Source organism: Anabaena sp. UHCC 0399, from assembly GCF_034931465.1.
Lineage (GTDB): Bacteria > Cyanobacteriota > Cyanobacteriia > Cyanobacteriales > Nostocaceae > Trichormus > Trichormus minutissimus.
The window spans coordinates 1-25,415 of record NZ_JAYGGZ010000057.1 but is presented as its reverse complement, the minus strand read 5'-3'; the positions used below and the strand labels follow the sequence as shown (position 1 = coordinate 25,415).

Annotated in this window: 18 protein-coding genes; 1 reads left to right on the top strand and 17 read right to left on the bottom strand. The window is 39.8% G+C overall.

The window, feature by feature from the left end; genetic code table 11:
- Positions 1-139: 139 nt before the first annotated feature.
- From VB693_RS24200 to VB693_RS24120, 17 genes are all read right to left on the bottom strand, one after another.
- Positions 140-1,027, bottom strand: a complete 888-nt coding sequence (locus VB693_RS24200) for a glycosyltransferase family 2 protein (RefSeq protein WP_190695568.1) — start codon at positions 1,025-1,027, stop codon at positions 140-142.
- Between the two features lie 63 nt (positions 1,028-1,090).
- A complete protein-coding gene (locus VB693_RS24195; protein WP_323268492.1) occupies positions 1,091-2,155 on the bottom strand; it encodes a glycosyltransferase in 1,065 nt (354 codons plus the stop codon).
- Positions 2,156-2,185: 30 nt separating this feature from the next.
- Positions 2,186-3,154, bottom strand: a complete 969-nt coding sequence (locus VB693_RS24190) for a glycosyltransferase family 2 protein (RefSeq protein ID WP_323268491.1) — start codon at positions 3,152-3,154, stop codon at positions 2,186-2,188.
- Between the two features lie 257 nt (positions 3,155-3,411).
- Complete coding sequence (locus VB693_RS24185) at positions 3,412-4,440, bottom strand: glycosyltransferase family 8 protein (RefSeq protein ID WP_323268490.1); 1,029 nt, start codon at positions 4,438-4,440, stop codon at positions 3,412-3,414.
- 67 nt (positions 4,441-4,507) lie between these two features.
- On the bottom strand, positions 4,508-6,358 hold the full coding sequence (hepA, locus tag VB693_RS24180; protein WP_323268489.1) for a heterocyst formation ABC transporter subunit HepA: 1,851 nt from the start codon (positions 6,356-6,358) through the stop codon (positions 4,508-4,510).
- A 390-nt stretch (positions 6,359-6,748) separates the two neighbouring features.
- Positions 6,749-7,477: a heterocyst development glycosyltransferase HepC gene (gene hepC / locus VB693_RS24175; RefSeq protein ID WP_323268488.1), complete on the bottom strand. Its 729-nt coding sequence runs from the start codon at positions 7,475-7,477 to the stop codon at positions 6,749-6,751.
- Positions 7,478-8,317: 840 nt separating this feature from the next.
- Positions 8,318-10,549, bottom strand: a complete 2,232-nt coding sequence (locus VB693_RS24170) for a polysaccharide biosynthesis tyrosine autokinase (RefSeq protein WP_323268487.1) — start codon at positions 10,547-10,549, stop codon at positions 8,318-8,320.
- 206 nt (positions 10,550-10,755) lie between these two features.
- The gene (locus tag VB693_RS24165) at positions 10,756-11,859 is read right to left on the bottom strand and encodes a glycosyltransferase (RefSeq protein WP_323268486.1); all 1,104 of its coding nucleotides are present in this window, start codon (positions 11,857-11,859) and stop codon (positions 10,756-10,758) included.
- A gap of 137 nt (positions 11,860-11,996) precedes the next feature.
- Entirely contained in the window at positions 11,997-13,310 is a 1,314-nt protein-coding gene (locus VB693_RS24160) for an NAD(P)H-dependent oxidoreductase (protein WP_323268485.1), read from the bottom strand.
- A 27-nt stretch (positions 13,311-13,337) separates the two neighbouring features.
- Positions 13,338-13,907 (bottom strand): dTDP-4-dehydrorhamnose 3,5-epimerase, encoded by a 570-nt coding sequence (gene rfbC, locus VB693_RS24155; RefSeq protein WP_190696582.1) that lies wholly within the window; start codon positions 13,905-13,907, stop codon positions 13,338-13,340.
- 201 nt (positions 13,908-14,108) lie between these two features.
- Positions 14,109-15,122, bottom strand: coding sequence for a glycosyltransferase family 2 protein (locus tag VB693_RS24150; protein WP_323268484.1), 1,014 nt, complete (start codon positions 15,120-15,122; stop codon positions 14,109-14,111).
- Positions 15,123-15,207: 85 nt separating this feature from the next.
- Complete coding sequence (locus VB693_RS24145; RefSeq protein ID WP_323268483.1) at positions 15,208-16,236, bottom strand: SDR family oxidoreductase; 1,029 nt, start codon at positions 16,234-16,236, stop codon at positions 15,208-15,210.
- A 139-nt stretch (positions 16,237-16,375) separates the two neighbouring features.
- Complete coding sequence (gene lhgO, locus VB693_RS24140; RefSeq protein WP_323268482.1) at positions 16,376-17,590, bottom strand: L-2-hydroxyglutarate oxidase; 1,215 nt, start codon at positions 17,588-17,590, stop codon at positions 16,376-16,378.
- A 204-nt stretch (positions 17,591-17,794) separates the two neighbouring features.
- Complete coding sequence (rfbF, locus tag VB693_RS24135) at positions 17,795-18,568, bottom strand: glucose-1-phosphate cytidylyltransferase (protein ID WP_190695532.1); 774 nt, start codon at positions 18,566-18,568, stop codon at positions 17,795-17,797.
- Positions 18,569-19,537: 969 nt separating this feature from the next.
- Positions 19,538-21,724 (bottom strand): tetratricopeptide repeat protein, encoded by a 2,187-nt coding sequence (locus VB693_RS24130; RefSeq protein WP_323268481.1) that lies wholly within the window; start codon positions 21,722-21,724, stop codon positions 19,538-19,540.
- Between the two features lie 83 nt (positions 21,725-21,807).
- Positions 21,808-22,590, bottom strand: a complete 783-nt coding sequence (locus tag VB693_RS24125) for a PP2C family serine/threonine-protein phosphatase (RefSeq protein WP_190695528.1) — start codon at positions 22,588-22,590, stop codon at positions 21,808-21,810.
- A gap of 55 nt (positions 22,591-22,645) precedes the next feature.
- Complete coding sequence (locus VB693_RS24120) at positions 22,646-23,320, bottom strand: vWA domain-containing protein (protein WP_190695526.1); 675 nt, start codon at positions 23,318-23,320, stop codon at positions 22,646-22,648.
- A gap of 567 nt (positions 23,321-23,887) precedes the next feature.
- Here VB693_RS24120 and VB693_RS24115 point away from each other — a divergent pair.
- Positions 23,888-25,282, top strand: a complete 1,395-nt coding sequence (locus tag VB693_RS24115) for a response regulator (RefSeq protein ID WP_323268480.1) — start codon at positions 23,888-23,890, stop codon at positions 25,280-25,282.
- Positions 25,283-25,415 lie beyond the last annotated feature (133 nt).

Genomic DNA, 25,415 nt, shown 5'->3' with positions numbered 1-25,415 from the left:
CTTGAACTGTAGATAGAACGGGCATTTGAGCGTTTATTTTCTAACACAATGGTTGAAATCATGGTTTTTGGTAAAAGTCTTATGCTGTAAGCATTCCAGATTATTCTCTCCCGAAAGTGATAAAAGAGGGCTATTCCCCTCATCCCCACTTCAATTGAGACGACTGCCATAACCTTTCAACATGGGAACGACGGATAATTTCTGGCCAGGCTTGCAGTGAGCTGCGTCTCCATAGATATACGGTCATATGCAAGAAATATACGAAACAAAAAACCGCTAGCTTTAACAAATTAGGAAATAAATTTTTATAGCGTTTAATGCCGACGTAGAGCCTAGCTGCTTCTATAGAAATTTCGTAGTAAGTTAAAGTGCCGATGTCCGACACCATCAAAGAACTTTTACCGTTGTCCCCAGTATTCAGCACTCGTAATTCTGGGCAGTGTAAAATCTTGTATTCCCGCTTCAAAGCCCGTAAACATAATTCTGCATCTTCGTAGCCAAAAAAGATATTTTCATCCCACTGTTCTTGGTCAAAAAACTGACGAGGGAAAATAGTGGCATGAATTGCTACTGTTTCAGGTATGTCACTAGCACAGAAATAGCCTCGAAAAGACAACTTGCCAGAAGCCATTACACATCCTTCAGGACTGTGACTGATGCCCGACAGGATGGTAGAATTTCTCTGTTCTGGAGATATTTCTGTGTATTGCGCGATCGCACGCGTAATAAAGTCTGGTTCTACACAAATATCATCATCAATAAAAGCTACGAAGTCAGTTTCAGAGCTAAGAATGGCATTTACAGCATTGTTACGGTTAGCACAAACACCAATTCGGGGGCCGGTCAGATAGGTGATGTGAGGATATTGTTGAACAATCTGATAATTGCGCTCTTGTACTTCTAAATCAGGTGAATCATCTGATACAACTACTGAGTGAGGCTTAGTATCAGAATCCCATAGCGATCGCAGGCAATTTTCTAAGTATTGAGGGCGATTTCTCGTTGTGATGCAAACAGATACTCGCATTGTTTAGTGACCTTTGTGACTAAGTTAAATTAGAACTATTACGTAAGTCTTATAAGTGTTTCTCTAAGACGATTTCAGATAGCTGAAAGCTTCGGAAGTAGCTTTTGTTTTATGTCTTGGAGTACCAGTTAATCTTTTTAATAGCGATCGCGTCCCATCCCAGAGGATGATTCTACCCACCGCTCTCATCACAGGGAAAGAAAAACTATACTTGAGTGCTGTTTTAATTTGCGCGATCGCTTCAGACATTTCATCTTGAGCTAACAAGGCTTTCGCTAAATCTAAAGATAAAAATGCACAATTGAGCTTGGCTTTTTTGTGAATTTTGCCATTGATAGCTTTGGGTAAATAAGATGTAAAAATCGTTTCTACAGTATCAAAGGTTTCTTGAATGAAGCGTTTACTTTTAGCATTAACTCGCGTAGCAGACAAAAAGTGTCTACGCCACATAGCTAAAGGTTGAACTTCAAACCACATCGGGTAGTTATGAAAAATTCTCACCCACATCTCCCAATCACCACTCAAGCCACAGCGTTTGTCAAATCCCCCCAGATGTTCATACACTTCACGGCGGACTACTGCAACTGATGGGACTGAAATACAGCAAAGCTCGGCAATTCGCTCCACCCAATTATTAGGTAACACACCACTTTCTGGCAGTTCTAAAGTAGAAAATCCTTGCCAATTGCTATGCTCATCAATATAAATACTGCGGCAAAAAGCAGCACCAATTTGTGGATTTTCGCTAAAAACTCCCTCCAGCTTTTGGTAAAAACCATCACACACACAATCATCACTATGGAGAAGATGAATCAAATGACCGCGTGCTAATTCAAAACAGGTATGAGAGTTGTTAATTAGACCAACATTTTGTGGTTGTCGATAAAACTCAACGCGACCCTTACCCAGTTCCGCAACGACTGCGGCTGGATCATCTTCTGTGGAGCAATTATCAACCACTGCAATTTGCATAACATCAGAGCCTGGATCTTGAGCCAACACGCTAGCTAAAGTTTCACGCAGATATTCTGCACAATTGTAAGTAGGAATCATCACAGACCAGAGTGGGCGTGTAACTCCTTCTGCAAGTGGTGCGATTGTTGGACGATAAGGATTTGCTTGACTCATAATCTTCATCACTAATAATCAGACTTACTACTAAATTGTTGTGCTTTCCGTATGAACAGTTGGACGAGCCAAAAACTTTGCACTTTTAAATAAAAACCGAGCTAGGTAATATACTCGCTCTTGTCCGGTGTAAAAAGGCCAACCTAATATCAACCGTGAGATTGACCACACCTCGTTACTATCCCATTTAGATTGCTGATAATACTTGGTGCGTCGATACTGGAGGTTGCGAGATAAGTCAACTCTTCCGGGATAACTAATACGTACTAAAAAGTCGTTAATATATTGGTTGGTCATCTCAATCCCTACCTGGGATTTGGCTTCTTGTTCATTAGTTACAGCACCTTTGGTGATGTGATTGTTTGCACCATGTATGCGATAACTCCCTAAATTTTCATGTAATGTTTTAATCTTGCCTAAGAAAGCTGTGCAGTAAATAATGCAACCATCTGCCCAAATCCGCCATTTAACAGGGTCGATAGGAAAAACTTTTTGTAACGCTTCACGGCGATAGGCTAGTCCAGATGTAGGAGGAAAGCACCAAGCATTTCCTGTATTTAATATGACTGAGGCTAAATCCTCACTCAGTTTTGCCCCTTGGGTAGAAGCATTATTGATTGTATTGTCATCGCCATCAATTATCTCCAAATGGTGCATCACACCAACTACATCTGATGTATTAAACACCTCAACAATCCGTTGAATTTTATGAGGTTGCCAAACATCATCGGCATCTAAAAAGGCAATAATCTCTCCACTAGCAGCCTCAAAACCAGCATTAAAAGCACCTCCTTGTCCTTGATTCGCTTGGAAGATAGCTTTGATTTTATCTGGAGCTTGTGCTTGAATTTGGGTGATGACATCACGACTATCGTCTGAAGAACCATCATCTACTATCACTAGCTCAATATCTGAATAGGTTTGAGATAGAACAGAGTTGATTGCTCTAGAGAGATAGCGAGCGTAGTTATAGTTAGAAATAATAACGGAGACTTTCATAATAATTTCTTCCGAGAGATGTAATAGCTAAATAACTTCTAAAAAACAGTGCTGAGTAGTAAATTTTGTCAGGTGGGCAATGCTGAAAATTAGCTAAAGCCCTTACTTCTACTTCGTTGTTATTGCCACCTGACGATTATTAAGAATGTTGCAAAATATCAGCCACCAACTAGCAAAAAATGAAAAAAACACTCTTTCCCTGTCACCTGTCACCTGTCACCTATCACCTGTATTTCTTAACAGATGAACCAAACAAATTAAGTCTGTAGTACATAAGCCCTTAATGATTCCCAGAATTTTCCTAATCCTAGGGCAAATATCAATTTCCTAATTAAGACTTTCAGTTGCCAGGAGTAATATCGCAGAAACCATTTGCTAAACCAGATAATACTTTCTGTAGTTTGAAACCATCCACTGGCTTGGAGATGGTCAATCCACTGCAATTGTGCTGGATGGTCACATCCTATCTTCCAAGGTTTAGCTACGCCAGCAAAATGAACGATATCAGGTTTGTGGATGAGTTCATCTTTGATATGACGAATCTCTTCCTTAAAGGGTGATTCTTTCCAGCTTTCATAACACAGAATATGTGATATAACATTCCACTTAGGATTAAGCTTTCCCCATTTATTAGCAAGAACAGCGTTTAGTCCCTCTTGATCTCCCATCCTCACGTAGTCTGCATTTTCGCTGAAGTAGTGCCATACTTTTTCACTAATCTCTTCCTCTCTCCATTTTGGTAAATTCATTACCAAGACTCCAGCGTTGAAATAAGGTGTATCAGGCGTTAGCCCTAATTCTTTGTAATTAATAATGCCTAAGCTTGAAGATACACATGGAATCACAAGATCAGTACAAGCAAGTAAAGCATAGTTAGCTATTTCCTGATTCCACAAGTTTTTTAGGTTTCCCTTGACCAATAAATCACTATCTAAGTAAATAGCTTTTTTAAATATCTCTGGTAGGATATCGGGAATTAGTAATCTCAGATAGGTAGCGACTGATACCCAATCAGGTGTTTTGATATGACTCAGTGATGTCAAATTACTGGGAGAAATCCACTGAAGGTGTAAATCAATGTGTTCAACGTTAAGCACTCGCTGAATGCGTTGCTTACTCTGATCAGTAATACCGCCGTCAATGATGTAAAGGTAGAGTGTACACCCCTTTTCTAGATTTACCAGCGCAGAGTAGAGTGTTACAGCCAGGGGCATAGCGTAGTTGTTATCTGCCCCACACACTACAACTAAGGGATTGTGATCTAATTCAGGAGTTACAAAAGTCATTGGGTTATTTATGGTACTTACTTGAGAGGGACATTTCAGAAAAAATCTAGTCGATTGTGGTTCATAATTAGCCTAAATGACCTGATTCATGTTGCATTTGATGATATTTCCACAGCTTACCTTTGATTTCCAATAATTCTTGGTAGCCACCTTGTTCTATGATGCGTCCTTGTTCTAGGACGACTACTTTATCTGCCTTGGCAATGGTGGATAATCGGTGAGCGATCGTAATTACTGTTTTACCCACAGACAGCTTTTCTAAAGACTCTTGAATTAAGCGTTCAGAAACAGAATCTAAGGCACTTGTTGCTTCATCTAGAATCAAAATTTCTGGGTTACGTAATAAAGCCCGCGCAATTGCTAATCGTTGTCTTTGTCCTCCAGATAAGCGTACACCTCTATCTCCTAGTTGGGTGTCAAATCCTTCGGGCATTTCTAAAATAAATTCTAAGGCGTTAGCTAGGCTTGCTGCTTCTTTAATTTGCTCTGGAGTAGCTTCTGGTGAACCATAGCTGATATTATTCCAAACAGAATTGTTAAAAATAAATGTGTCTTGGCTGACAACAGCTATTTTGCGCCGGAGGGAATTAATATCAAATTTCTTGATATCAATATCATCTAAATAAATATAACCTTCGGTCGCATCATGAAAGCGAGGAATCAAATCAGCTAATGTTGTTTTACCAGCACCAGATGAACCGACTAAAGCTGTAGTTTTACCCTTTTCAATACTCAGAGTAACGTTATGCAATATGAAATTATCGGCACTATAACCAAAATCTACAGATACTAAATCTATTGATCGCTTTAAGGAATGAAATTTGATTTTGCCATTTTTAAAGTAAGGCTTATCATCAGTTCTCAAGAGGCTTTGGATAGTATCAGCAGAACCTTGCAAGCTGCTTAAAAATGCTCTCGTACCATTAATGTCTTGAATAAATGGCACAAGTCGGAACAATACAAAGAAAAAGGTTAATAGAGATGAAATTTGCAGCTTACCTTGAGCTACAAACATAGTAAAAGCTAGGATAATCATCACGACTAAAACAGTGGTAGCTATAGCTTCAGCTATTGGTCTAACTAGTGTCCAGGTGACGATAACTTTAGTCGCAGAACTGAGGACTTGGTTGCTGGCTTTGTTGTAGCGATCGCGCTCAAAATCTTGTGTGCCAAAGGCATGGACTGTACGAATCCCATTAATAAATTCTACGGCTGAGGATGTAAAATTACCATTGGCTACTGACAACCCAAAACTGCTTTCTCTGACTCTGGCATTCAAATTAGATAAGCCAACTGCTAACAATGAAAATAACAAAATCGAAAGTATTGTTAACTGCCAGGACATGACAAACATTGAGATTAAATAAACAATGACTGTCAACCCCCTAGTGAATAAAAATGCTGAACCGCCAAAAGCTTGCTTGACTCTTTCAATTTCTGTGGTAATGGTGTTAACTAGTTCACCAGAGCGAGTTTTAGCAAAGTAACTCAACTGCATAGCTTGCAGTTGCTCAAAAATACTCTTTCGCAGGCGATCGCCAAGATGTAATTGTGCTAATTCTGTATATACTTGGCTAAAATAATTAAAGGCTGCTCGTAACCAAGTGCTGAATAAAATTAGGAAGGATATCCGATATAAGCGATTAATTTGCGCTTCTTTAGCACCCAATACTAAAATATCAAACCATTCTATACCAGTCTTGACTGGTGGAGTATCAGGGCTAGTTAAACTTTGTAAAAACGAAAGTAAAAATCCGATACTCACACCTTCAAACGCCGCCGCTAGCACAGAAAATATCACGGCTAAAATTGCTATTTTGCGAAACTTTTTTAACTCTTGCAAAATTAAATAATTATCTTTCCACAAGCTAGTAGCCTTCAATAGATTTCCGAGTGGTTTAGGTATTTTCAAAATCATGAGTATTTTCTAAAAATAATTTTGCTATATAGCGTTTCTTTGTCTGCTGATACCCAAATTTGTCTGCTTTCACCTAACTGATGTAGGAAACGCTATATGTACAGCCTGTACTAGTTAACTAATTTCTGCCGTAATTAATTGCAACAGTAAGATTTACCAATTACTAGACGTATTCTCAAGAAAACTTGTATATTTAAAGATGCGATAAAGTATCAGACGATAAACACAAAAATAACCGAGTTATTCACTGAGATAAGTAAGTCTTTGTAAATAATTAAAGTTCTGTAGTAAGGACTAAAGTCCTTACTACGAAATCGATTACAATAATGTTACATTACTGAACATAGTTCGATCGATTTGCGCCGAATTACTGAATGCAACTGATAACTTTTAAAGAGTTTGGCTATCTAGTTGTAATATCTGGGATTCTGTCTCCATTTCCCATGACTTGGTAATTACTGTTAGAGTTATGACCTCTTCCAAAGTCCAACAACGCGTTCCTATCAAACTCATTTCACCCCGCAGTACATTCCATAATTTTGGTAGATGTTCTAAACCAGATTTACGCAGCCAAAGCCCAAAAGCTTTGCTATTCTCCTGAGTCGGGATGGAAAATTTGATTGCACGAAATAATTTGCCTTTCTCTCCCACACGCCATTCACGAGTAAATAGTGACTCTGGTGAGTAAACCTGCGTGAGTATCATTAATACTGCCATGATTGGACTCAAAAACAGCAGCAATACGCCAGCAATTACTCTGTCTATTAATTGCAACCACATTGCACCTTGGCTACCTCGTTTGAATAATTTAGAGCCAGAGGATATGCGGAGAAATATGGGTTTATGAGCTTGTTCACAAGACTCAGCCCAGAAACTTAACACAGTTTTACCAAGTTTGGCATCTATACTTACCAAATCGACTGGTGAATGTTTTAAACACTCTATTAATAATTGCTGATTATTGAGAGAGGGAAAATATGGCTGTGGTAATTTGCTGAAAGACTTTACCAACAGTTGACCTCGCCGCCATTGAAGCGTGTATTGTGAAGAACGAGGCTCTTGTTGTTGTGGGTTTACAGGATAGTAATGATCAAAAGTTGGAACTATTGTGCTTGTCATATGTCTTTGGATTTATACAAATTAAATCACTGAGCTAATATCAAAGGCTATCAATGCCAAAGACTTCGATGGTAATTTGGTGTTTTGCTCAAAGCTGTAGATACTTGCGTGTAAAAATATCCTGGTTTAAATTAAATGAACAGTAAGTATCTCAGTTTAGTAATTCTGCTGGGTTTGAGATGTACAAACAACCTAGATTTTAAGTAGATAGGTAGTCACCCAAGTTGCTAACTACCAGTTATGACTTGATAACGAGCTACTTATGTTAGTAGTAAACATAATTAGAAAGTTCACTGGTAAATTTAGATTTCTCTCATACAAATAAGGGATGTTGGGGAGATGTAGAGGTAATTTACCCCATTACGACCTTCATAACTTTGTAATTGTGTTTAATTAGGTCTATCTACTTGGTTTAATAAATCTAAGAAAGCTATTGCACTATCACCTTTGAGCCACCTGATATCAATTTCAATTTCTAGGATATAAGACTCTGTGGAAATGACTATATATCTAGGCTAATTCTTTATTTATTCTTTAAATAGATAGTATTTTTTCAGCTAAATATAAAGCTGATATAAATATACCTAATGATTGAGTAGTTAAAATAGATTTATTTTTAACACTAAAAAAGTTTAATTATTACAAATAAAACAGTCAATTTGGGAAATGTTTTATTAACATAAAAGGCTAAAAATTATATGACTGTATTTTAGTAATTTCGTTTTGATTTATATCAATACCCAAACAAAAAATATGTGCGATCGCACCCATGAATAGGCGATCGCACTAGCAAAACTATTAATGGGCATCATCAGTTAACAGTTAACTGATGTAACTCCCCTACTTCTCCACCGCTTGTTGCAGTGCAAATCGATATTCTTTGGCGTACTGTACATACGTACTACCAGAGTTAGCTACCCCATTAGCGACAATCCCAATGAGGTTTAACCTAGTCAACATAGCTGTAGCTTCAGCAATTTGGGTGCGCGTGACCTTACCCATACTGGCTACCAACACCACACTCCGACAAGAAGAAGCGGTAAGCATCGCATCTACTAAACCCAGAACAGGTGACGCATCGATAATTACCAAATCATAGTTCTCCTCAAATGCGTTCATCAATTCCATCATCCGGGGTGAACTCAAAAGATTTGCGGGGTCAGCAGGTTTAGGACCAGCAGTCAAAATATCGATATAGGTTGAGCCAAGAGAATGAGTGCCAATCTGATGAGGTAAGGTGATTTCACTAGCCAATAGGGTAGAAAGTCCTTGCTCATTGGGCAGATTTAGCTGTTCATGCAAACTGGGATGGCGTAAGTTAGCATCAATTAGCAGTACCCGTTTGTGTAACCGCGCTGCACTCATCGCTAAACCCAACGCAAAACCTGATTTACCCTCATCCATCATAGGGGAGGAAATCATCAAAGACTTTAAGCTAGTGACAGAATTTAAAAGTTCGATATTTTTGTAAATCAGATCCAATGATTCCCAACGGGGAGGAGATTGTAAAACCTCAACAGTCCAAGGTGCAGGTATTTCTGGCTTACCAAAAGGTAATTTAATGATAGATTCTCTGGTTCTAGCAGGGGGTAGTTTAGGCGTAGTTCCCAACAAAGGCAAAGCAGCCTGTTTCTCTAACTCAGCCGTAGTATGAACAGAATCATCAGATGCTTCTCGAATAAAGGCAGCGATGCCTCCTAACATTAGTCCAACTACTGCACCTAGCAAGAGATTTTGCTTCAGGTTTGGCCCCAACTTCATGCCTACTTGGGGGTCTTCTACAACTTCCCAGTTAAAACCACCCTTGGCTAGTTCTTGCCGTAGTTGTTGTTCTGCCCGCAACAACTGCTCTAACCTTTCCCGGCTAAATTGTAACTGTGGTTTAATCCGATTGTAATAAGCCAATAGAGGCGGAAAGCGTCTAATTTCCAGACGTATCTGATTTTCTTTCTGTGCCAAAGTTTGGTCACGGGCAGTTAAAGAAACTATAGTTGTCTGGGTATCTACTAGTTGACTAGCAAGGTTCAGGTCAATGTCACCAAACTGTCCCTGTTCTAGAAGCGGTTCTCCAGAATTAAAAGCACTAGCAGACCTAACACCTAATGTTCTGCCTACTTCCTGTTGCAATAATTCTTTTTGGCTTTGCAGTTGTTCTTTCAGCTTCTGCACGCTAGGAGTCTCATCTGTAAAACGTAAGCGTTCTTGAGCCAACAACAGTTCAGTTTTTTGAATTTCGTTGAGTAAGCCTTGGTAGCGAGTAGACTGACTCAGACGAGAAGCTACTAAAGCATTTCTAGGAGAACGATTAAGTTGTTCTTCCAAAGATTTTTGCTTGGCCACAGCCTCTTGATACTGAGAACGAGTAGTGCGACGTTCTTGCTCAATATTGTTTAAACTATCTTCTAGAGCTTTTGCTTGTGCCTCTGGGTCAATTAAGTTTTGATTTCTGCGAAATCTTTGTAAGTTAGTTTCAGCTGCATTAACTTCTTCGCTGGCTTTACTCAACTGTTCTCTAACAACTTGCAACCCTTTTTTGAGGCGAAAATCCTGCTGTTCTTTGTTATATTGCACATACACTTGACGAATAGCAGTTAATACTTTTTGAGTCTTTTCTGGGTCTTCGTCTGTATAGTCTACTTGGAAAATTTTTGTAGCCACATTATCGTCTTTAGCTCTGAGTTGCTCTAAGGCTAAAGCACTTTTAATCTCAGCAATGCTAATATCTGGATATTCAGATTTGAGTTTATCAACTGCTTTTTGAATCAACCCTGAACTTTGCATCAGGTTAAGTTGAGTGGCAGTATCTATCTGCACATCAGGTTCGAGAAATAGATTGTCAGCTTTAGTTCCATCTTTTTTACCTTGATAGTTTGGTTCTACCAATAGCTGCATACTACTTCTGTAGGTTGGCTTGGTTCTAGAAGTGATGACAGCCGCTAGAGCAATGGTGGTGACAAATGCTCCTAAGAACCAAGGAAATCTGCGAATAAATACAGCAATAATCTGTCCATAACTTGGTTCTGTGTCATTAGCGGAATTGACTATATTGGTACTGAGACTAGTTTGAACCACGTTTACTATCCTTATCTGTGAGACGCTACACCAACTACTTGTGAGTGATGAGTGCTGAGTGCTGAGTGCTGAGTTGAAAGGCCGCCTAGTTTCAAAACTGGGTTTGTAGGAAGTGCATTAGTACCGAGTAAGAGTACACTCATTCATTACTCAAAACTCAAAACTCATTACTCATTACTCATTACTCAAAACTCATTACTCATTACTCAGCACTCAGCACTCATTACTCCGTACTGAACTTGGGCAATAATTCGTTCAACTTTGCTAAAGAAAACTTGTTCTGAAAAATTATTCACGGCATGATTACGGATATTTTCATAATTCCAGGAGATTCCTCCGGACTCTATTAACGCAGTTTGTAATGATTCGGGAGTTTGTCTTTTAAAGAAGACTCCAGTTTCCCCATGTATTTGGGTGTCTAATACACCACCTGCACCATAAGCAATGACTGGTGTACCACTAGCATTAGACTCTACCGGCACTAAACCATAATCTTCTAGGGCGGCAACTATGACAGATTTTGCTCTAGAAAATAAGTCTTTACGTTGACTGTCACTCACATGACCTAAAAATTTAATGTTATCTAATGCTTTAGCTTCTAATCGTTCTCTTTCTGGCCCATCACCTGAGATTAATAGCGGCCATCCTAACCAGTTAAATGCCTCAACTATAACATCGAGTCGCTTATAACTAATCATTCGTGCTGATGCTAAATAGTATTCATCTTTGGTATCAGAAAAAACAAAGTTACTGGTATCAATGGGATAGTTAACCATCATTGCTGGTTTACCATAAATCTTTTCAATCCGGCGAGCCACAGTGCTGGAATTGGCAATGTAGATATCAGGTTCTTGAGCATATTTCAGGTCTACATCTCTCATTAATTGGAATACTTTTGTAATTAATGGAGCAAAATAGCGATAATCACTATACTCTCGTAAATAAGTTTCTGTATCCCATAAAAAGCGGGTGACGTTATGACAAAAGCAAACGTGTTTTGCATCTTGCCGTTTTCTAACTGCTTTAGCGAAACTGGTACTACTACTAATAATTAAATCGTAGTCTTGTAAATCTAACGCCCGAAAGGCTGGAAAATATAAAGGGGCTATTAAGCGAAAATATTTGGTTGCACCAGGAATTTTTTGCAAAAAAGTTGTATTAACTATGCGATCGCCAACGTCGATAGTTTTTTGTGGGTCATATAAAGATGTAAAAATATCTGCTTCTGGGTAGCGTTTACAAAGCAATTCAAAGACCCGCTCTGCTCCACCACGCTGGGTTAAATAATCATGCACTAGAGCGATTTTCATAGTTTCTCTAAACTTATTAATTAATCACCAATAAAATACATTTATTGGAAAAGAAAATGATATTAAGATGCCCTGAACCCCCCTTGTACAAAGGGGGGCTATTTTTTGGACTTAATACTGCCAATTAAATCTAGATGCTAGCTAACTGTTGCCAAAACTTTTTCTGGGGCAAAATATTTGTTTTGTTCGGCTCTGAGTTGGTCGCAAAGTCTGCCTTCTGGTAGTTCTACATCATCGTAGGTGAGGACTTGATCTTTAGGAATATCTCGTTTCAGGCGGCAGCCTTCTGCTAAACCCATAGGTAGAAGGTTTTGTTGTTGGACGATAGGGGAATTTTCACATTGTCCATAGGTCATATAGTAGCCGATGCCATCAAGAGTTTCCCCAGCTTTGAGGTCAATTTTTGCAGTGGCCACTACGTCTACGATGGGTTCACCTAAAGGAGACATCACCGCATCTTGGAATAGCACCGCACGGGCTACAGAGAGGGGAACTTCAAAATGGCAGAGGTGATAGGGGGTGTAGAAGCTATAGAGGGGGCCTTCACCTAATTTGTAGAGGTTGAGATAGTGCTGTTGTTTAGGATCGTCATGGGTTGCAAAGACGAATACCCCAGGGCCGGGTTTTGCTCCGACTACATAATCGACAATCCCACCTAGTTCTTTGAGTTGTTCGACATCGTACATATTGGTCATTTCATCCACATGACCTGTGTAGTCATAGCCCAACATTCCCCGTTTAGCAACTTTCATCCCTGTGGCGTTAGCAACGATCGCCTGCTCGAATGATATCTTTGTCCCATCGGCAAAGCTTGTCACCATGTGGGCTTTTTGTCCCCAACGCTTGGCGAATCCTTCTTGGGTGGTGGGGTTGCGGTAGGGGTCTTGTAAGCCTTTGATGTTACCGCACAATAGAGGAGTCAGACCAATACTCTTCACAAAGCGGTAAAGATTCATCTCTACCCCTGGCTGGTCGCCATCACAAGCGGAGAGAATCACGCCGGCTTTATCAGCGTAGACTTTGATAATAGAGCCTACAGTGCCGTCAAGTTCGGCATTCATCATAATAATATGTTTGCGATGAGCGATCGCTTCCATGACAATATGTGCGCCAAATTCCACTGCACCAGTCACTTCAATAATGGCATCGATGCCTTCCGCTTGACAGATAAGTTTAGCATCTTCGGTAATGGCATACTGACCGTGAGCGATCGCAGTTTCTAATGCACCTACACTATTAACAACATGGATTTCTTCAATACCCGCTTCTGTATAAGCTCGTTGAGCTAAATCAATACTACGGTTAGAAATTGCCACCAACTCCATCCCAGGAACGGAATTGATGATTTGGTTGGCAATTCCCCGACCCATAAAACCAGCACCAATCATCCCCACTCTTACGGGATTACCAGCAGCAGCACGAGCTTGTAAAGCGCGATCGATAATAATCATCTAAAAATCTCCGTTAATTTCTTTTATTTAACAAACTACTTCCACTGGGTCAGGGCTACCAATAGGGATATTTTCTAATAACGGCCAGTTAGCATCTTTCTCAGAGATGACTGTGACTTCTAAAGGCCAATCAATATTAAAAAATGGGTCGTTATAACGTAGTCCTCTTTCGTATCCAGGTGTGTAAAATTCACCTACTTGATAGACAATTTCTGCATCATCAGTCAGAGCTTGATAACCATGAGCAAACATTTCTGGTACGTACAAAGCTCTGTGATTATCTGAAGTCAGTTCTACACCAATGTGCGATAAAAATGTTGGTGATTCAGGACGCATATCAATAATTACGTCATAAATAGCACCCTTAATACAACGAATTAATTTAGTTTCGGCTGCGGGTTTGAGTTGATAGTGCATCCCCCGTAATGTACCTTTTTGATAGTTATAAGAAAGGTTACACTGAGAAACTACTGGTTTTAAACCGTGGGCGGCAAATTCTTGGGCGCAAAAAGTCCGAGCAAAAAAGCCTCGGTTGTCTGATTTTTCTTCTAAGTCAATAATAAATGCGTCTTTGAGTTCTGTAGTTGTAAAAATCATAGTTGGCTGGAATAAAAATTGAGTAATGAGTAATGAGTGTTGTTACCATAGTGGGCAGTAAAACCTTGTTGAATAAGGTTATACTTTTACCCGGCTTCTGACCTTATTTGACTAATCATTTAGTATTTACACTAGATAAATTCTGCAACAGGAAGTTTACCTACATTTGGTTTATTAGTTCATTTCATTAGTTCTGACTCTTTAGGGGTGGTCAGTATTAGTTCGCACTTCTTGCGTAAATGCTTGACTGGCTTCAACAACTCTCACTTCTGGAAAAGCCATAATATCAAAAACAGATAAACCAACTATAGCTAGCAATGGAATAACTGTTTTGAGAGCAGATACAGGCCATTTTCTAAATGCACTTAAAAATACCTTAGTATCCACATTTTGAGAAATGCGTAAAAGCATCTGTCGGCAAAAATGCTGAGAATATCCACATTTTTGCAGCTTTAAAATTACTTCAGGTATGTGTTTGTATTGCATTAATAGTGCAGCTTTTGATTCTTTTTTCCAATAAGTCACACCAATAATGAATTCTAAAAAGTTATCTTTAGTGACAATTACATCACCATGCGCTGCACAATAACCAGATAAATATGCTAAAGATATCCAATTACTAGCAGCATCCGGCCAATTTTGTAGTGCTTGTTTGACTAAATCAGTACGATAGATACTAGCCGCCAGGAAAATTACTGTCCCAACGCTTTTAGCAAAACAATGTTCAAAAATTGCTTTACCATCTGCACAACCATCTTCACAGTCAGCATCAAACCAGCGATTACCGATGATAGTTGGAGGGTAGACTGGTTGACCAGTGATTTTATTATGTCCTGAAAAATTGAGAAACAATAATGATAATTTATGCTGTTGTTTCAGCTTATTGATAACATATGCGATGGCTCTCTCTTGAATAATGTCATCATCACTAATAGCCCAGACATATTGAGTTTCTGCTGAATTTAGGCAGTACATAATATTGTTCATTACGCCTAAATTCTCTGGATGCTTATTAGCTTTAAATGTAATGTTATTTAGCTGATTTTGCCATTTTTCGATGATGTTTCCAGTATTATCACTAGAACAATTATCAGAAACTAAGATTTCACAATCTGATTCAAAACCTTTGATAGCTTTGGCTAGCCATGTTAACTGTTTATCAAGTAACTCAGCCCGATTATAAGTAGGAATGGCAATAGTCAACAATTTGCTCATACAATGATTGATTTTTGTGGGTTGTGAGATCCCTGATTGCCTCCAGAAATCAGGGATCAAGACCTTAAACAATCAGAATTGGTAGTTACTTGATATTCCAGAAGAAATCTTGGTCGATTTGTTCAGTACGAATCAAATACTCTAGTTGTTTTAAACGTGTAAATCCTCTAAATAAGAAAGTATCTTCAGTCATATCAATTTGACTGAACAAATCGAATAGCTGTCTCGCGCCGCGTTGAGCGTCCCAATCACACTTAAATCCAGGTAAGATGGTGTTGATTTTCTCGAAGGATACCCGATAACTGCGGTTATCTGCGCCGTTATCACCAAAGGATAATTTGCATCCGGGGAAGGTATCAGCAATGATTTGGGCTATTTCTTTAACGCGGTAGTTGTTGGCTGTATCACCAACGTTAAAAATTTGGTTGTGAATAATATCGCGGGGTGCTTCTAAGGCGCAAGCTATGGCTTTGCAAATATCCAAGGCGTGAACTAATGGCCGCCAAGGTGTACCATCACTGATCATTTTGATTTCTTTAGTAGTCCAAGCCAAGCCAGACAAGTTGTTCAACACAATGTCGAAGCGCATTCTGGGGGAAGCACCAAAGGCTGTGGCGTTCCGCATGAAGGTAGGAGAGAAGTCGTCATCAGCCAGGAGTGTGACATCTCGTTCTACTAAAGTTTTGCACTCTGCGTAGGCTGTTTGGGGATTAACAGGGGATGCTTCTGTGACATCACCTTCGGTAGCTACTCCATAGACACTACAAGAAGACATATAGACGAAGCGGCGCACACCCATTGTTTTCGCTAGGTTTGCCAGACGTACAGAACCTAAATGATTAATGTCGTAGGTAATGTTGGGTGATAGTTGTCCTGTGGGGTCGTTGGAGAGTTCCGCCATGTGGACGATCGCTTCTACACCCTCTAAGTCTTCAGGGGTGATGTTGCGAATATCTTTGTTAAGGGTTTTGGCTGTGATTTCAGTTCCATTGTATAGCCAGCCAACTTTATAAAACCCAGTATCTATACCAATTACTTCGTGTCCTCGTCCGGCTAACAAAGAGGGTAATAAACAACCAAGATAGCCTTCTGTTCCAGTTACTAAGATTTTCATTTGTGTCAATTTCTGTATATTGGGGACAAATCAAGTCAAAAGTCAAAAGTCAAAAGTCACAATTAAATAACTAGAGACAGAGGACTGGGGACTGGGGAAAATTTTTCCTTTGTCCTTCAGCCTTTCCCCTGTTTCTTATCTATGCAATAACTACATTCTCTAAGTGCGATCGCTCTGGAACTTGTGCGGCGATCGCTTTGCCAATTTCTAGGGAAGAGGTGGCAGCCGGGGAGGGTGCATTGCAAACATGGATCGCATTTTGACTAGGTACAATCAAAAAGTCATCTACTAGTCTGCCGTCATCCATTAAGGCTTGGGCGCGTACCCCTGCATGGGTGGGAACTAAATCCGACTCTTGTACTTCGGGAATGAGTTTTTGCAAACTTCTGGTAAAAGCCGCTTTACTAAAGGAACGAATGATTTCTTGGATACCTTCATCGGCGTGTTTGGCGGCGAGTCTCCAAAAACCAGGGTAAGTCATCACCTCAGCAAAGTCTTTCAGGTCGAAGTCGGTTTTGTGGTAGCCTTCACGTTTGAGGCTGAGAACGGCGTTCGGCCCTGCATGGACGCTACCATCAATCATTTTGGTAAAGTGAACGCCCAAGAAAGGAAAATCGGGGTTGGGAACTGGGTAAATCAGAGTTTTCACCAGATACCGTTTTTCTGGGGTGAGTTCGTAATATTCGCCCCGGAAGGGTACGATTTTTGCTTTGGGGTTGACTCCACCTAATTTAGCAATGCGATCGCTATGCAATCCGGCACAATTAATGACAAAACGGGTTTCAAAGTTACCTTGGTTGGTTTCCAGTACATGATTGTCACCACTGGGGGCAATTTTCAGCACTTTGGTATTAAGCCGTAACTCTCCTCCCTGCTGTTGAATTAATTCGGCGTACTTTAAACAAACTTGCTTGTAATTAACAATCCCAGTTGAAAAAACTTTAATTCCACCTACACAACTAACATGAGGTTCAATTTCTTTGACTGCTTCGGGGCTAATTTTTTGGACTTTAATGCCGTTATCTACACCACGTTTATAGAGGTTTTCTAGGCGTGGTAATTCTTGCTCATCTGTAGCTACAATTACCTTGCCACAAATCTCATGCTCAATGCCATGTTCTTGACAGAATGCCACCATTGAGTCTCTACCATCACGGCAAAACTTTGCTTTGAAACTCCCTGGTTTGTAGTAAATTCCAGAGTGAATCACACCACTATTATTGCCAGTTTGGTGAAATGCCCATTGGCTTTCTTTTTCTAACACTAGAATCCGCGCGTGGGGATAGCGTTGACCTAAAGCCATCCCCGTAGATAGCCCCACTATTCCCCCACCGACAATAGCAAAATCGTACATTGGTATTACTGCATTAATGTTGAAATAAGGCAGAAGGCAGCTCAGGAAATAAAAAGGGAAAAGTAAAAATTTCTCTCACTTTTGACTTTTGTCTACTTCTCTGTGTATGTGCCTTTCTACTCATATAGGTAAAAAGTATAACTTGATGAAAATCAAAACCTCAAAATTAAATTATTTTTGAATTTTGAATTTCCCTTTGCGGTATTACCAAACTTTCCAAGGAGCTTGATTATTTTTCCATAGCTCTTCTAAGTAATTTTTATCTCTTAATGTATCCATTGGTTGCCAAAAACCATTATGTTTAAAAGCAGATAGCTGGTCTAAATCTGCTAACTTTTCTAATGGTTCTTTCTCCCAAGCTGTAGCATCATCAGCAATAAAATCAATGACGGCTGGTTCTAATATGAAATAACCACCATTAATCCAAGCACCATCACCGTCTTGCTTTTCTCGGAAACTAGTAATTTTAGTTTGTTCTTGTCCTAGGGAAATTGCCCCAAAACGACCTGCTGGTTGAACGGCTGTGAGTGTTGCTAGGGTCTTTTGTTCTTGGTGTAACTTAATTAGTTCGGTAATATTAACATTACTGACACCATCGCCATAAGTAAAGCAAAAAGTTTCATTACCAAGATGTTCTCGAACGCGCTTTAAGCGTCCACCTGTCATAGTGTTATCACCTGTATTAACTAGGGTGACACGCCAAGGTTCAGCATAACCAGAATGAACATTCATCTGATTAAAACGCATATCAAAAGTTACATCAGACATATGCAAGAAGTAGTTAGCAAAATACTCTTTGATGATGTAACCTTTGTAACCACAACAAATAATAAAGTCGTTAATGCCGTGGGAAGAATAAGTTTTCATAATGTGCCAGAGAATTGGTTTACCACCAATCTCAACCATTGGCTTGGGTCTGATGCTGGTTTCTTCACTGAGGCGTGTACCCAGCCCTCCGGCCAAAATTACCGCTTTCATGCAATTACCTCGGAGATGTGCAGGTCAAGTATTATGGAAAATTTATCAGAATGAAGAGGATGCACATGGATGGGAGAAAAATTCATTTATTTTGTATCTTTCTCCGTACATAATCTAACTTTTATTCGAGGTAATTAAATAAAGAAATAGTAAATAAAAGTCTGAGATATGTAAAAGCTTAATAAATACAAATTAATCAGACAAAAGAGAAATTTAATGAATGTTTTCATGCAACACCATTAAACTTTACCTAGCAATAACTCCGGTATTTATGTCTTTTTAAAATACGATTCAACAATAAATATAGTAATAAAAATTCAAGCGGAATTAAGACATAATTTAATAGAATTCAGATAATCTTTGAGTTGGAGATTTGATAAATTGCATCTATAAAGACAAATTTACTACTTTCTTAACTTATACATTGCACCAGAGATTGAGTCCGCCAAAAAATAAAATATCCACTAAAAATGGTGTGGTAAGGCTAGAATAAGTGGCGCGACTTGAAAAAACCAAACTATGTTAAGTAATGTAAAAAAACTAGGATTGAGTTCGTAGTAAGGACTTTAGTCCTTTTTTGTTCGCGGAGCGTCCCGCAGGGAACGGAGAGAACTAAAGTTCTTACTACAAACCTTTAATTATTTACCCTATTCTACTTAGAGCTTGTTTGAAAAGGGTCTTTCTGTGTCATATTGAACGAAGTGAAATATCTCAGTATGCGCCTGAAACCTAGATTCTTCGCTCCGCTCAAAATGACAAATTATACCTTCTCGGACTTTTCAAACATCCTCTTAGTCTAGACAGTCCACTAACGTCTATAACGCACTGGAAACGTCTGAGGGTGCGTTGTCGCCGCAACACACTCTATAAAAAATAATTGTCAGTTTCTGAAAATTGAGGATGAGTGAATTGGTCTTCTAGTCTTTGAATAGAAGGCATTACCAATACCCAGTCCCCAATCCTCAATTCCTAATTGTTGCTGGCATATCCCAACATGACAGAACTTTGCAATAAAGCATTACATTTGCTTTCTTCAACGATACAGATGCTACTGAGTGCTTGCTGATAAACTTCTGTATCTTCTTGTTCTAAGGAAAGTTGGGCAGCTATTTTTAAATCTTCAACAGCTTGGACATAATCTGGTTTAGATTTATTATCCATTAGTTGGACAAGTTCATAGCGAACCATACCCCTTTTTAGGTAAACTTTGGCGAGTTTGTCGTTAATTTTTAATGCTTGGTCAAAGTCAACGATCGCCTGTTGGTATTGTTGCAGAGACTCGCTACTATATTGAGCGATGAGATAGCGGACAGAACCACGCTGAAAATAAGCTTCGGATTTGGCCGCATTAAGTTTAAGTGCTTGATCAAAATCTGCGATCGCTTCTTGATATTCTTTGAGAGTGTCGCTGCTATATTTAGCTATCTGAGAGTAGACAATGCCCCTTCTGATATAGGCTTCAGCTTCTTTCTCGTTAATACTGAGGGCTTGGTTAAAATCTGCGATCGCTAGTTTATATTCTTTATCAGGGTCGTTGCTATATTCTGCCAGCATATAGCGAGCATTACCCCGATTCACAAAAGCTTTGGTTTCTTGGGGATTTAGTTGCAAAGCGGCACTGTAGTCTATTAATGCGCCGTCGTAGTCTTTCAGGTTATAGCGGGCATTACCTCGGTTAACATAGGCTTTAGCGTTGTTGGGTTCTTGTTGGATGGCTTCGGTAAATTTTTCTACTGCCTGTTTATAGTCTCGCACTTGGTAAGCAGCATGACCTTGCTGGTAATAATCAGCAAAACTCAAGGTAATGTCACTAGTTGCTGGCTTTGTCATGAAGCTTTGCTGGGCATAGTTATTCTGAGACACCAAGGGACGCGTCAATTTCATCATCACGTCCAAATATCCCAAAGCCCCAAATCCCAACAAACAACATACTATCGGATACAGTCTTTTTCTGCGTCGGTGGCGTTGAGGTGCAAAGCTAGAGGTGGGTATCTGCCAGTTTGTTTGATACAAAGGCATGACTGGCAGGGGTAAGCCAATCGGTGGAGTCGGTTGAGTGTAGCGTCTTTTTTTGGTTGTGACGCGGGGACGCAAATGTTCCTTTTTTTCTATTGCCTGTACTGAAGGGAATGGATCTCTACCACCCAAGCGTACCGCCCTTTCACACCAAGGGCAGCTGTGTAGGTGGTTGCTATAGCGATGCTGGGGATGAACACTACAAGTAGTTAGGGAGTCTTCAGCTTCCGCGAGGGCAGACAACCAAGCTTGAGCATGGGGACGCTGTTGGCGGGCATAGTGTCCATCCTCAAAACACTGCACAAACAGTTCTTGTAACCTGGGATGGAGGATTTCCCAAGGTGGTGCAATGGGTGTAGGTAGATAGGGGACTTTTCGCTTTTTACTGTAGGTGAAATGTCCGGCGGCAATTCTGACTTCGTAGGGCGGTGGTTCGGGAATACCTTGATAAATGCCAGAGAAAGGATGTGTTCCTTCCATTAATAATTGAAAAATCAGTACCCCTAAACCAAATAAATCATGACTCAGATCGCGATCGTGGTGAGCAAAGATTTTATTCTGTAACTCTGGTGGGGTGAACTCTGGTTTACCCACCGGACAACGATAAACCACATCGTTTTCTGGATCACGCACTTGGAAAGAATCTGTATCTACCAAGGTGACTAGGGCTGTATCGCTGACGAGGATATTAGACTCGTTAACATCACCCACACAGTAACCACTATTATGTAGAGATGCAAAAGCTGCCGCTAAATTGCGAGCTGTGCGGAGAAGATACTGATAGCTGAATAATGGACAGTGTTGGCGGCGAGTCTTGGGGTTATAGAAATCGATAATGGGACGCATTCCGCGAATGCGAGGCATTAAAAAGCCAACAATGCCTTTATTTTCATCTGTCCCCCACAATAATTCTTGAGGCCAAGCAATGGAAATATGCCCCAAATTCGCCGTTGGGTTTTCTGGTGGATTGGCAAGCATCGCCCGTAGTTTATGGGCATGAGCAACTGTAGGTTTATGATAAACCTTCGCTACTAAATCGCCTGCGGATGGCACGGCATAAATACAGGCTTCACCACCACGGCCTAAACTGACGCTGAGGCTGGAAATTTCTTCCTGGGGAAGATAACGTAGTACCTTCATGAGCAATCACGGTTAAGGGTTTTATTGAGAATTGAGAATTGGGGACTGGGGACTGGTGAAAAATCTACCCTGCCCCCTTTGCCTCACAAATGGTTGAAGGCAGCTAAAATCAGCGTCAAATCATCGTCAGTACGTTGTGTAATTCGCTCAGAACCTAAAAACCTGACTAACTGTTCTTTCGCTTCTGTTTTATCCTCTACTTTTTCAACAAAATCGAATAAAGGAAAAAAGAAGGGTTTGTGAGGTTCACCAACAACCATATTTAAAGCCAGCATTTGTAGTCCATCGGTGAGGAGTCCAATGTTGACTATGGTTTCGCGCCATAGTCTCATCTGCGCTGTATCTAAAGCACCTGGTGAAGTTAAAAAAGTCGTTTCGTTGATATATTCGCCGTTGTTAGGTATGGTCAGTGCTAGTAAGTTGCCCATGTGATCCTTAGCCACTGCTAAACCGTCACCAATTTGTGCGGCTGCTACCATTTCGGGTGAGGCGATCGCAATAATTAAGGTAGTTGCTAAATCCTGGGGCGGTTTTTGGCAAGCCTCGGCTTCGTCTTCCACGGCTTTTTTAGCGGCTAGCAAGGCATCAGTTAACAACAATTGCACAGTTTCATCATCAGCTAGGGAATCTCTAGTTATATCTTTGAGCGATAGGTTTTCTATGGCTGTTTCTACAGCTACCATCGCGCCGACTTTCCCCTGGCTGGCAGAACCTGCGCCATCTGCGGCCGCTGCTATCAACACGTTATCAGGCAAAAGTTGCCAGTGGTGAGCATCCTGACACAGCTGCTTATTTTTGACGTGGCTTGTACCACAGACAGAGGCGGCGACTACCTGCCAATGAGGGTTCTGTTTTGATGTTTTCATATATTTGTTTTGTCAGCTAGCTGTGAAAGTGTCAAGCCGCAATCCGCAAGCTATTTTAGATAGAACCCCAGCCAATGGGCGGTAGTGCGATTTGCTCATCTATCTGCGAATGGGAAACTGCTGACATACTAGTCGATAACCAAACAAACATCTCAATAAAGTTCAGTCCTTTCAGTTTTAAGGGTGTCCGTACAGCGATTTGATTGAGGCGCATCATATTCGCGTTTTCTACACCCACGCTAAAAAAGGCAACGCGTTTGTTGGTTTCATCTCCTTGCAGGCGGATTGCTGCTTGTTCTACTAAATGGTCTAGTTCACCTTGTGGCTCACCATCTGTAATCATAAACACCCAAGGGCGATAATAGGCAATACCATTGGCACGATACAAAGATTTACGCTCTTGCACCATATCCAAGGCTTTATGAATGCCCGCACCCATACTGGTTAATCCTTGCGCTGTCAAAATGGGGGGGTTAAATTGATCGGCTGTGACAAAATCTTGTACGACATTAATATGACTATCAAAGGTAACGATCGCAATTTCTACCCGTCTGGCTGCTATGGAATTTTTGACTAATTCATCCTTCAAACTCAGCAAGCCCTGGTTGAGAGCTTCTATTGCCACCCCTTGCATCGAACCAGATGTATCGAGTAACAACACACAAGGACAACGTGGTTCTGGATTTTCCGCAAACTCTACTACTTCATCTAGTGTTAATGTATCACTCATAACGTTTTGTGTTATGTTATAGTCCAAAGCTCTATGTTCCTTTTTTCAAAGTATATATTTTCCACAGCCGCAGCCGACAAGACCACAGGTAGATGTTTGATGGTAGCTGGTTCACTCTTCATTAAACAGACCATTTTTACCGCAAGTTCTACATATTTAAGGAAATCTTAATCAGGATGTAGATGAAATAAAGATATGATGAAGGGTTCTAATTGAAGACATTAATCATCTACCAAAATTTATATAGAGCAAACACAGAATATAATAAATAATTAGCATTTGCCTACATAAATTTTTAAAGATTTTGTGTGGGATTTTTATTTTTCTATATAGAAATTAAATTCAAAATCATATTAACTACCATGTTTAAAAACACCTGTTGTGATTAAGAGAACTTAAAAGCCAAATTTGTTAAAAAAATATTACCCTCAAATATAGAGTTCGCAATTTTACCAACTATTAATTAAGCACTCAGACAGACTTAATTCTACAAATTATCTCCCAGTCCCCAATCCCCTATCACCTGTCACCTGTCACCTGTCACCTGTCCCATGTCCTCTTCTTCATATGAATTATTTCGGTACGTTTGCAGCAATACGTCCTCAGAATTTATTAAGACAACTATCGAGTTGTTTAGACACCACTTGTTTGCAAGCTGTAAGTAACTTCGTTACTTGGTCAATTTATGTAGAAAATGGGACAATTAGTTATGCTACCCATTCTGTAGAACCCTTTGACAGATTAGAACGTCATCTGCGTCGCCTGAGTCAACAATTACCCCTAGTAACTGTGGAAGTCCGGGTACAGTTACGCTTGCTATTTGAAACTGACTTATACAATCAAATCAACGAAAATCAAAATCTTGATATTATTCAGCCACAGGATTATCAAGCTATCCAATGGCTTGTTAATCAAAGATATATAGATACTGAACAAGCTACTGTACTGATTCAACAATTAGTCAAAGAAGTAATTGAATCATTTCTGCTCATTAAAACTGGTAATTATCAATTAAGCGATTCGTTACAGAGATTACCTGTAATTTGCCTCCTAGATGTTGATAAAGTTATAGAAAGGTGTCAAACGAGATTGCAAAATTGGCAGACTTATGTACCTAGGATTACCTCTCCTCATCAACGTCCTTATTTACTACTAAATAATACAATCCCTGGTAAAAATTCAACTGAACTCCAGCCAACATTAACTTACTGGATGAAGGGTTTTAGTCTGCGTCATCTGTCCGTGATTATGAATCAAGATGAACTACAACTAGCACAATATTTATACCCTTACATTGTGACTGGAGAGATTATCTTACATGAACCAGATCCACCATTTGATCAGTTACCCAAGATAGTGGCAGAATTACCATCAACGCCTCAATACACAACCGCTTTATTAGAGAAAAAGCTAGTCGATAGAGTCATAGAACTCAGTAGCAACGCTACACCCATCACCCCAATTATAGAGATAGAAAATGTCGCTATTGTCAAGCGATCGCCACAAATTTCCACTCATACAAAAACAACCAATAAAGAATTAAATAACACGAACTCTGTTCCTCAAAGAGTAACCCCTGCTACCGTCACCCCAGAAAAACTTTACAAAATTGTTTCTGTAGATGATAGCCCCACAATTTTAAAAGAAATTACTTATTTTTTAGAAAATGAGAATTTTACTGTCATAGCCATTAATGACCCCTTAAAAGCTGCTATGTCAATTATTAGGCACAAACCAGACTTAATTTTGCTGGATCTAAATATGGCGGGGATTGATGGTTATGAATTGTGCCGCATTATCCGCAATAATTCTATGTTTAAAAATACGCCAATTATTTTCGTTACCGGGTCTAAAGGAATAGTAGATAAAGTAAAAGCTAGATTAGTGGGTGCATCGGGATATTTAACGAAACCATTTACCCGTGCAGAATTGTTAAAAATGGTGTTTATGCACTTAACTTGAGCAAAAGTTGTGAGTGTTGTTAGCCTTCCTGGAAGTTAGCCCATTATACATACGTGAAAGGAAGTTTTAAGCTTTGCGTGTGATCAGGAAATAGAAGTAAGTAGAACAGGGTAAATAATTAAAGGTTTGTAGT

What these genes read in the sequence shown, in the direction of transcription:
- hepA (WP_323268489.1), bottom strand. Translation starts at nt 6,358, where the DNA reads ATGATTTTGAAAATACCTAAACCACTCGGAAATCTATTGAAGGCTACT.
- VB693_RS24150 (WP_323268484.1), bottom strand. Translation starts at nt 15,122, where the DNA reads ATGAGCAAATTGTTGACTATTGCCATTCCTACTTATAATCGGGCTGAG.
- VB693_RS24160 (WP_323268485.1), bottom strand. Translation starts at nt 13,310, where the DNA reads ATGATTATTATCGATCGCGCTTTACAAGCTCGTGCTGCTGCTGGTAAT.
- VB693_RS24190 (WP_323268491.1), bottom strand. Translation starts at nt 3,154, where the DNA reads ATGAAAGTCTCCGTTATTATTTCTAACTATAACTACGCTCGCTATCTC.
- VB693_RS24165 (WP_323268486.1), bottom strand. Translation starts at nt 11,859, where the DNA reads ATGAAAATCGCTCTAGTGCATGATTATTTAACCCAGCGTGGTGGAGCA.
- VB693_RS24145 (WP_323268483.1), bottom strand. Translation starts at nt 16,236, where the DNA reads ATGAAAATCTTAGTAACTGGAACAGAAGGCTATCTTGGTTGTTTATTA.
- VB693_RS24200 (WP_190695568.1), bottom strand. Translation starts at nt 1,027, where the DNA reads ATGCGAGTATCTGTTTGCATCACAACGAGAAATCGCCCTCAATACTTA.
- rfbC (WP_190696582.1), bottom strand. Translation starts at nt 13,907, where the DNA reads ATGATTTTTACAACTACAGAACTCAAAGACGCATTTATTATTGACTTA.
- VB693_RS24185 (WP_323268490.1), bottom strand. Translation starts at nt 4,440, where the DNA reads ATGACTTTTGTAACTCCTGAATTAGATCACAATCCCTTAGTTGTAGTG.
- VB693_RS24130 (WP_323268481.1), bottom strand. Translation starts at nt 21,724, where the DNA reads ATGAAGGTACTACGTTATCTTCCCCAGGAAGAAATTTCCAGCCTCAGC.
- lhgO (WP_323268482.1), bottom strand. Translation starts at nt 17,590, where the DNA reads ATGTACGATTTTGCTATTGTCGGTGGGGGAATAGTGGGGCTATCTACG.
- rfbF (WP_190695532.1), bottom strand. Translation starts at nt 18,568, where the DNA reads ATGAAAGCGGTAATTTTGGCCGGAGGGCTGGGTACACGCCTCAGTGAA.
- VB693_RS24120 (WP_190695526.1), bottom strand. Translation starts at nt 23,320, where the DNA reads ATGAGTGATACATTAACACTAGATGAAGTAGTAGAGTTTGCGGAAAAT.
- VB693_RS24125 (WP_190695528.1), bottom strand. Translation starts at nt 22,590, where the DNA reads ATGAAAACATCAAAACAGAACCCTCATTGGCAGGTAGTCGCCGCCTCT.
- hepC (WP_323268488.1), bottom strand. Translation starts at nt 7,477, where the DNA reads ATGACAAGCACAATAGTTCCAACTTTTGATCATTACTATCCTGTAAAC.
- VB693_RS24115 (WP_323268480.1), top strand. Translation starts at nt 23,888, where the DNA reads ATGAATTATTTCGGTACGTTTGCAGCAATACGTCCTCAGAATTTATTA.
- VB693_RS24195 (WP_323268492.1), bottom strand. Translation starts at nt 2,155, where the DNA reads ATGAGTCAAGCAAATCCTTATCGTCCAACAATCGCACCACTTGCAGAA.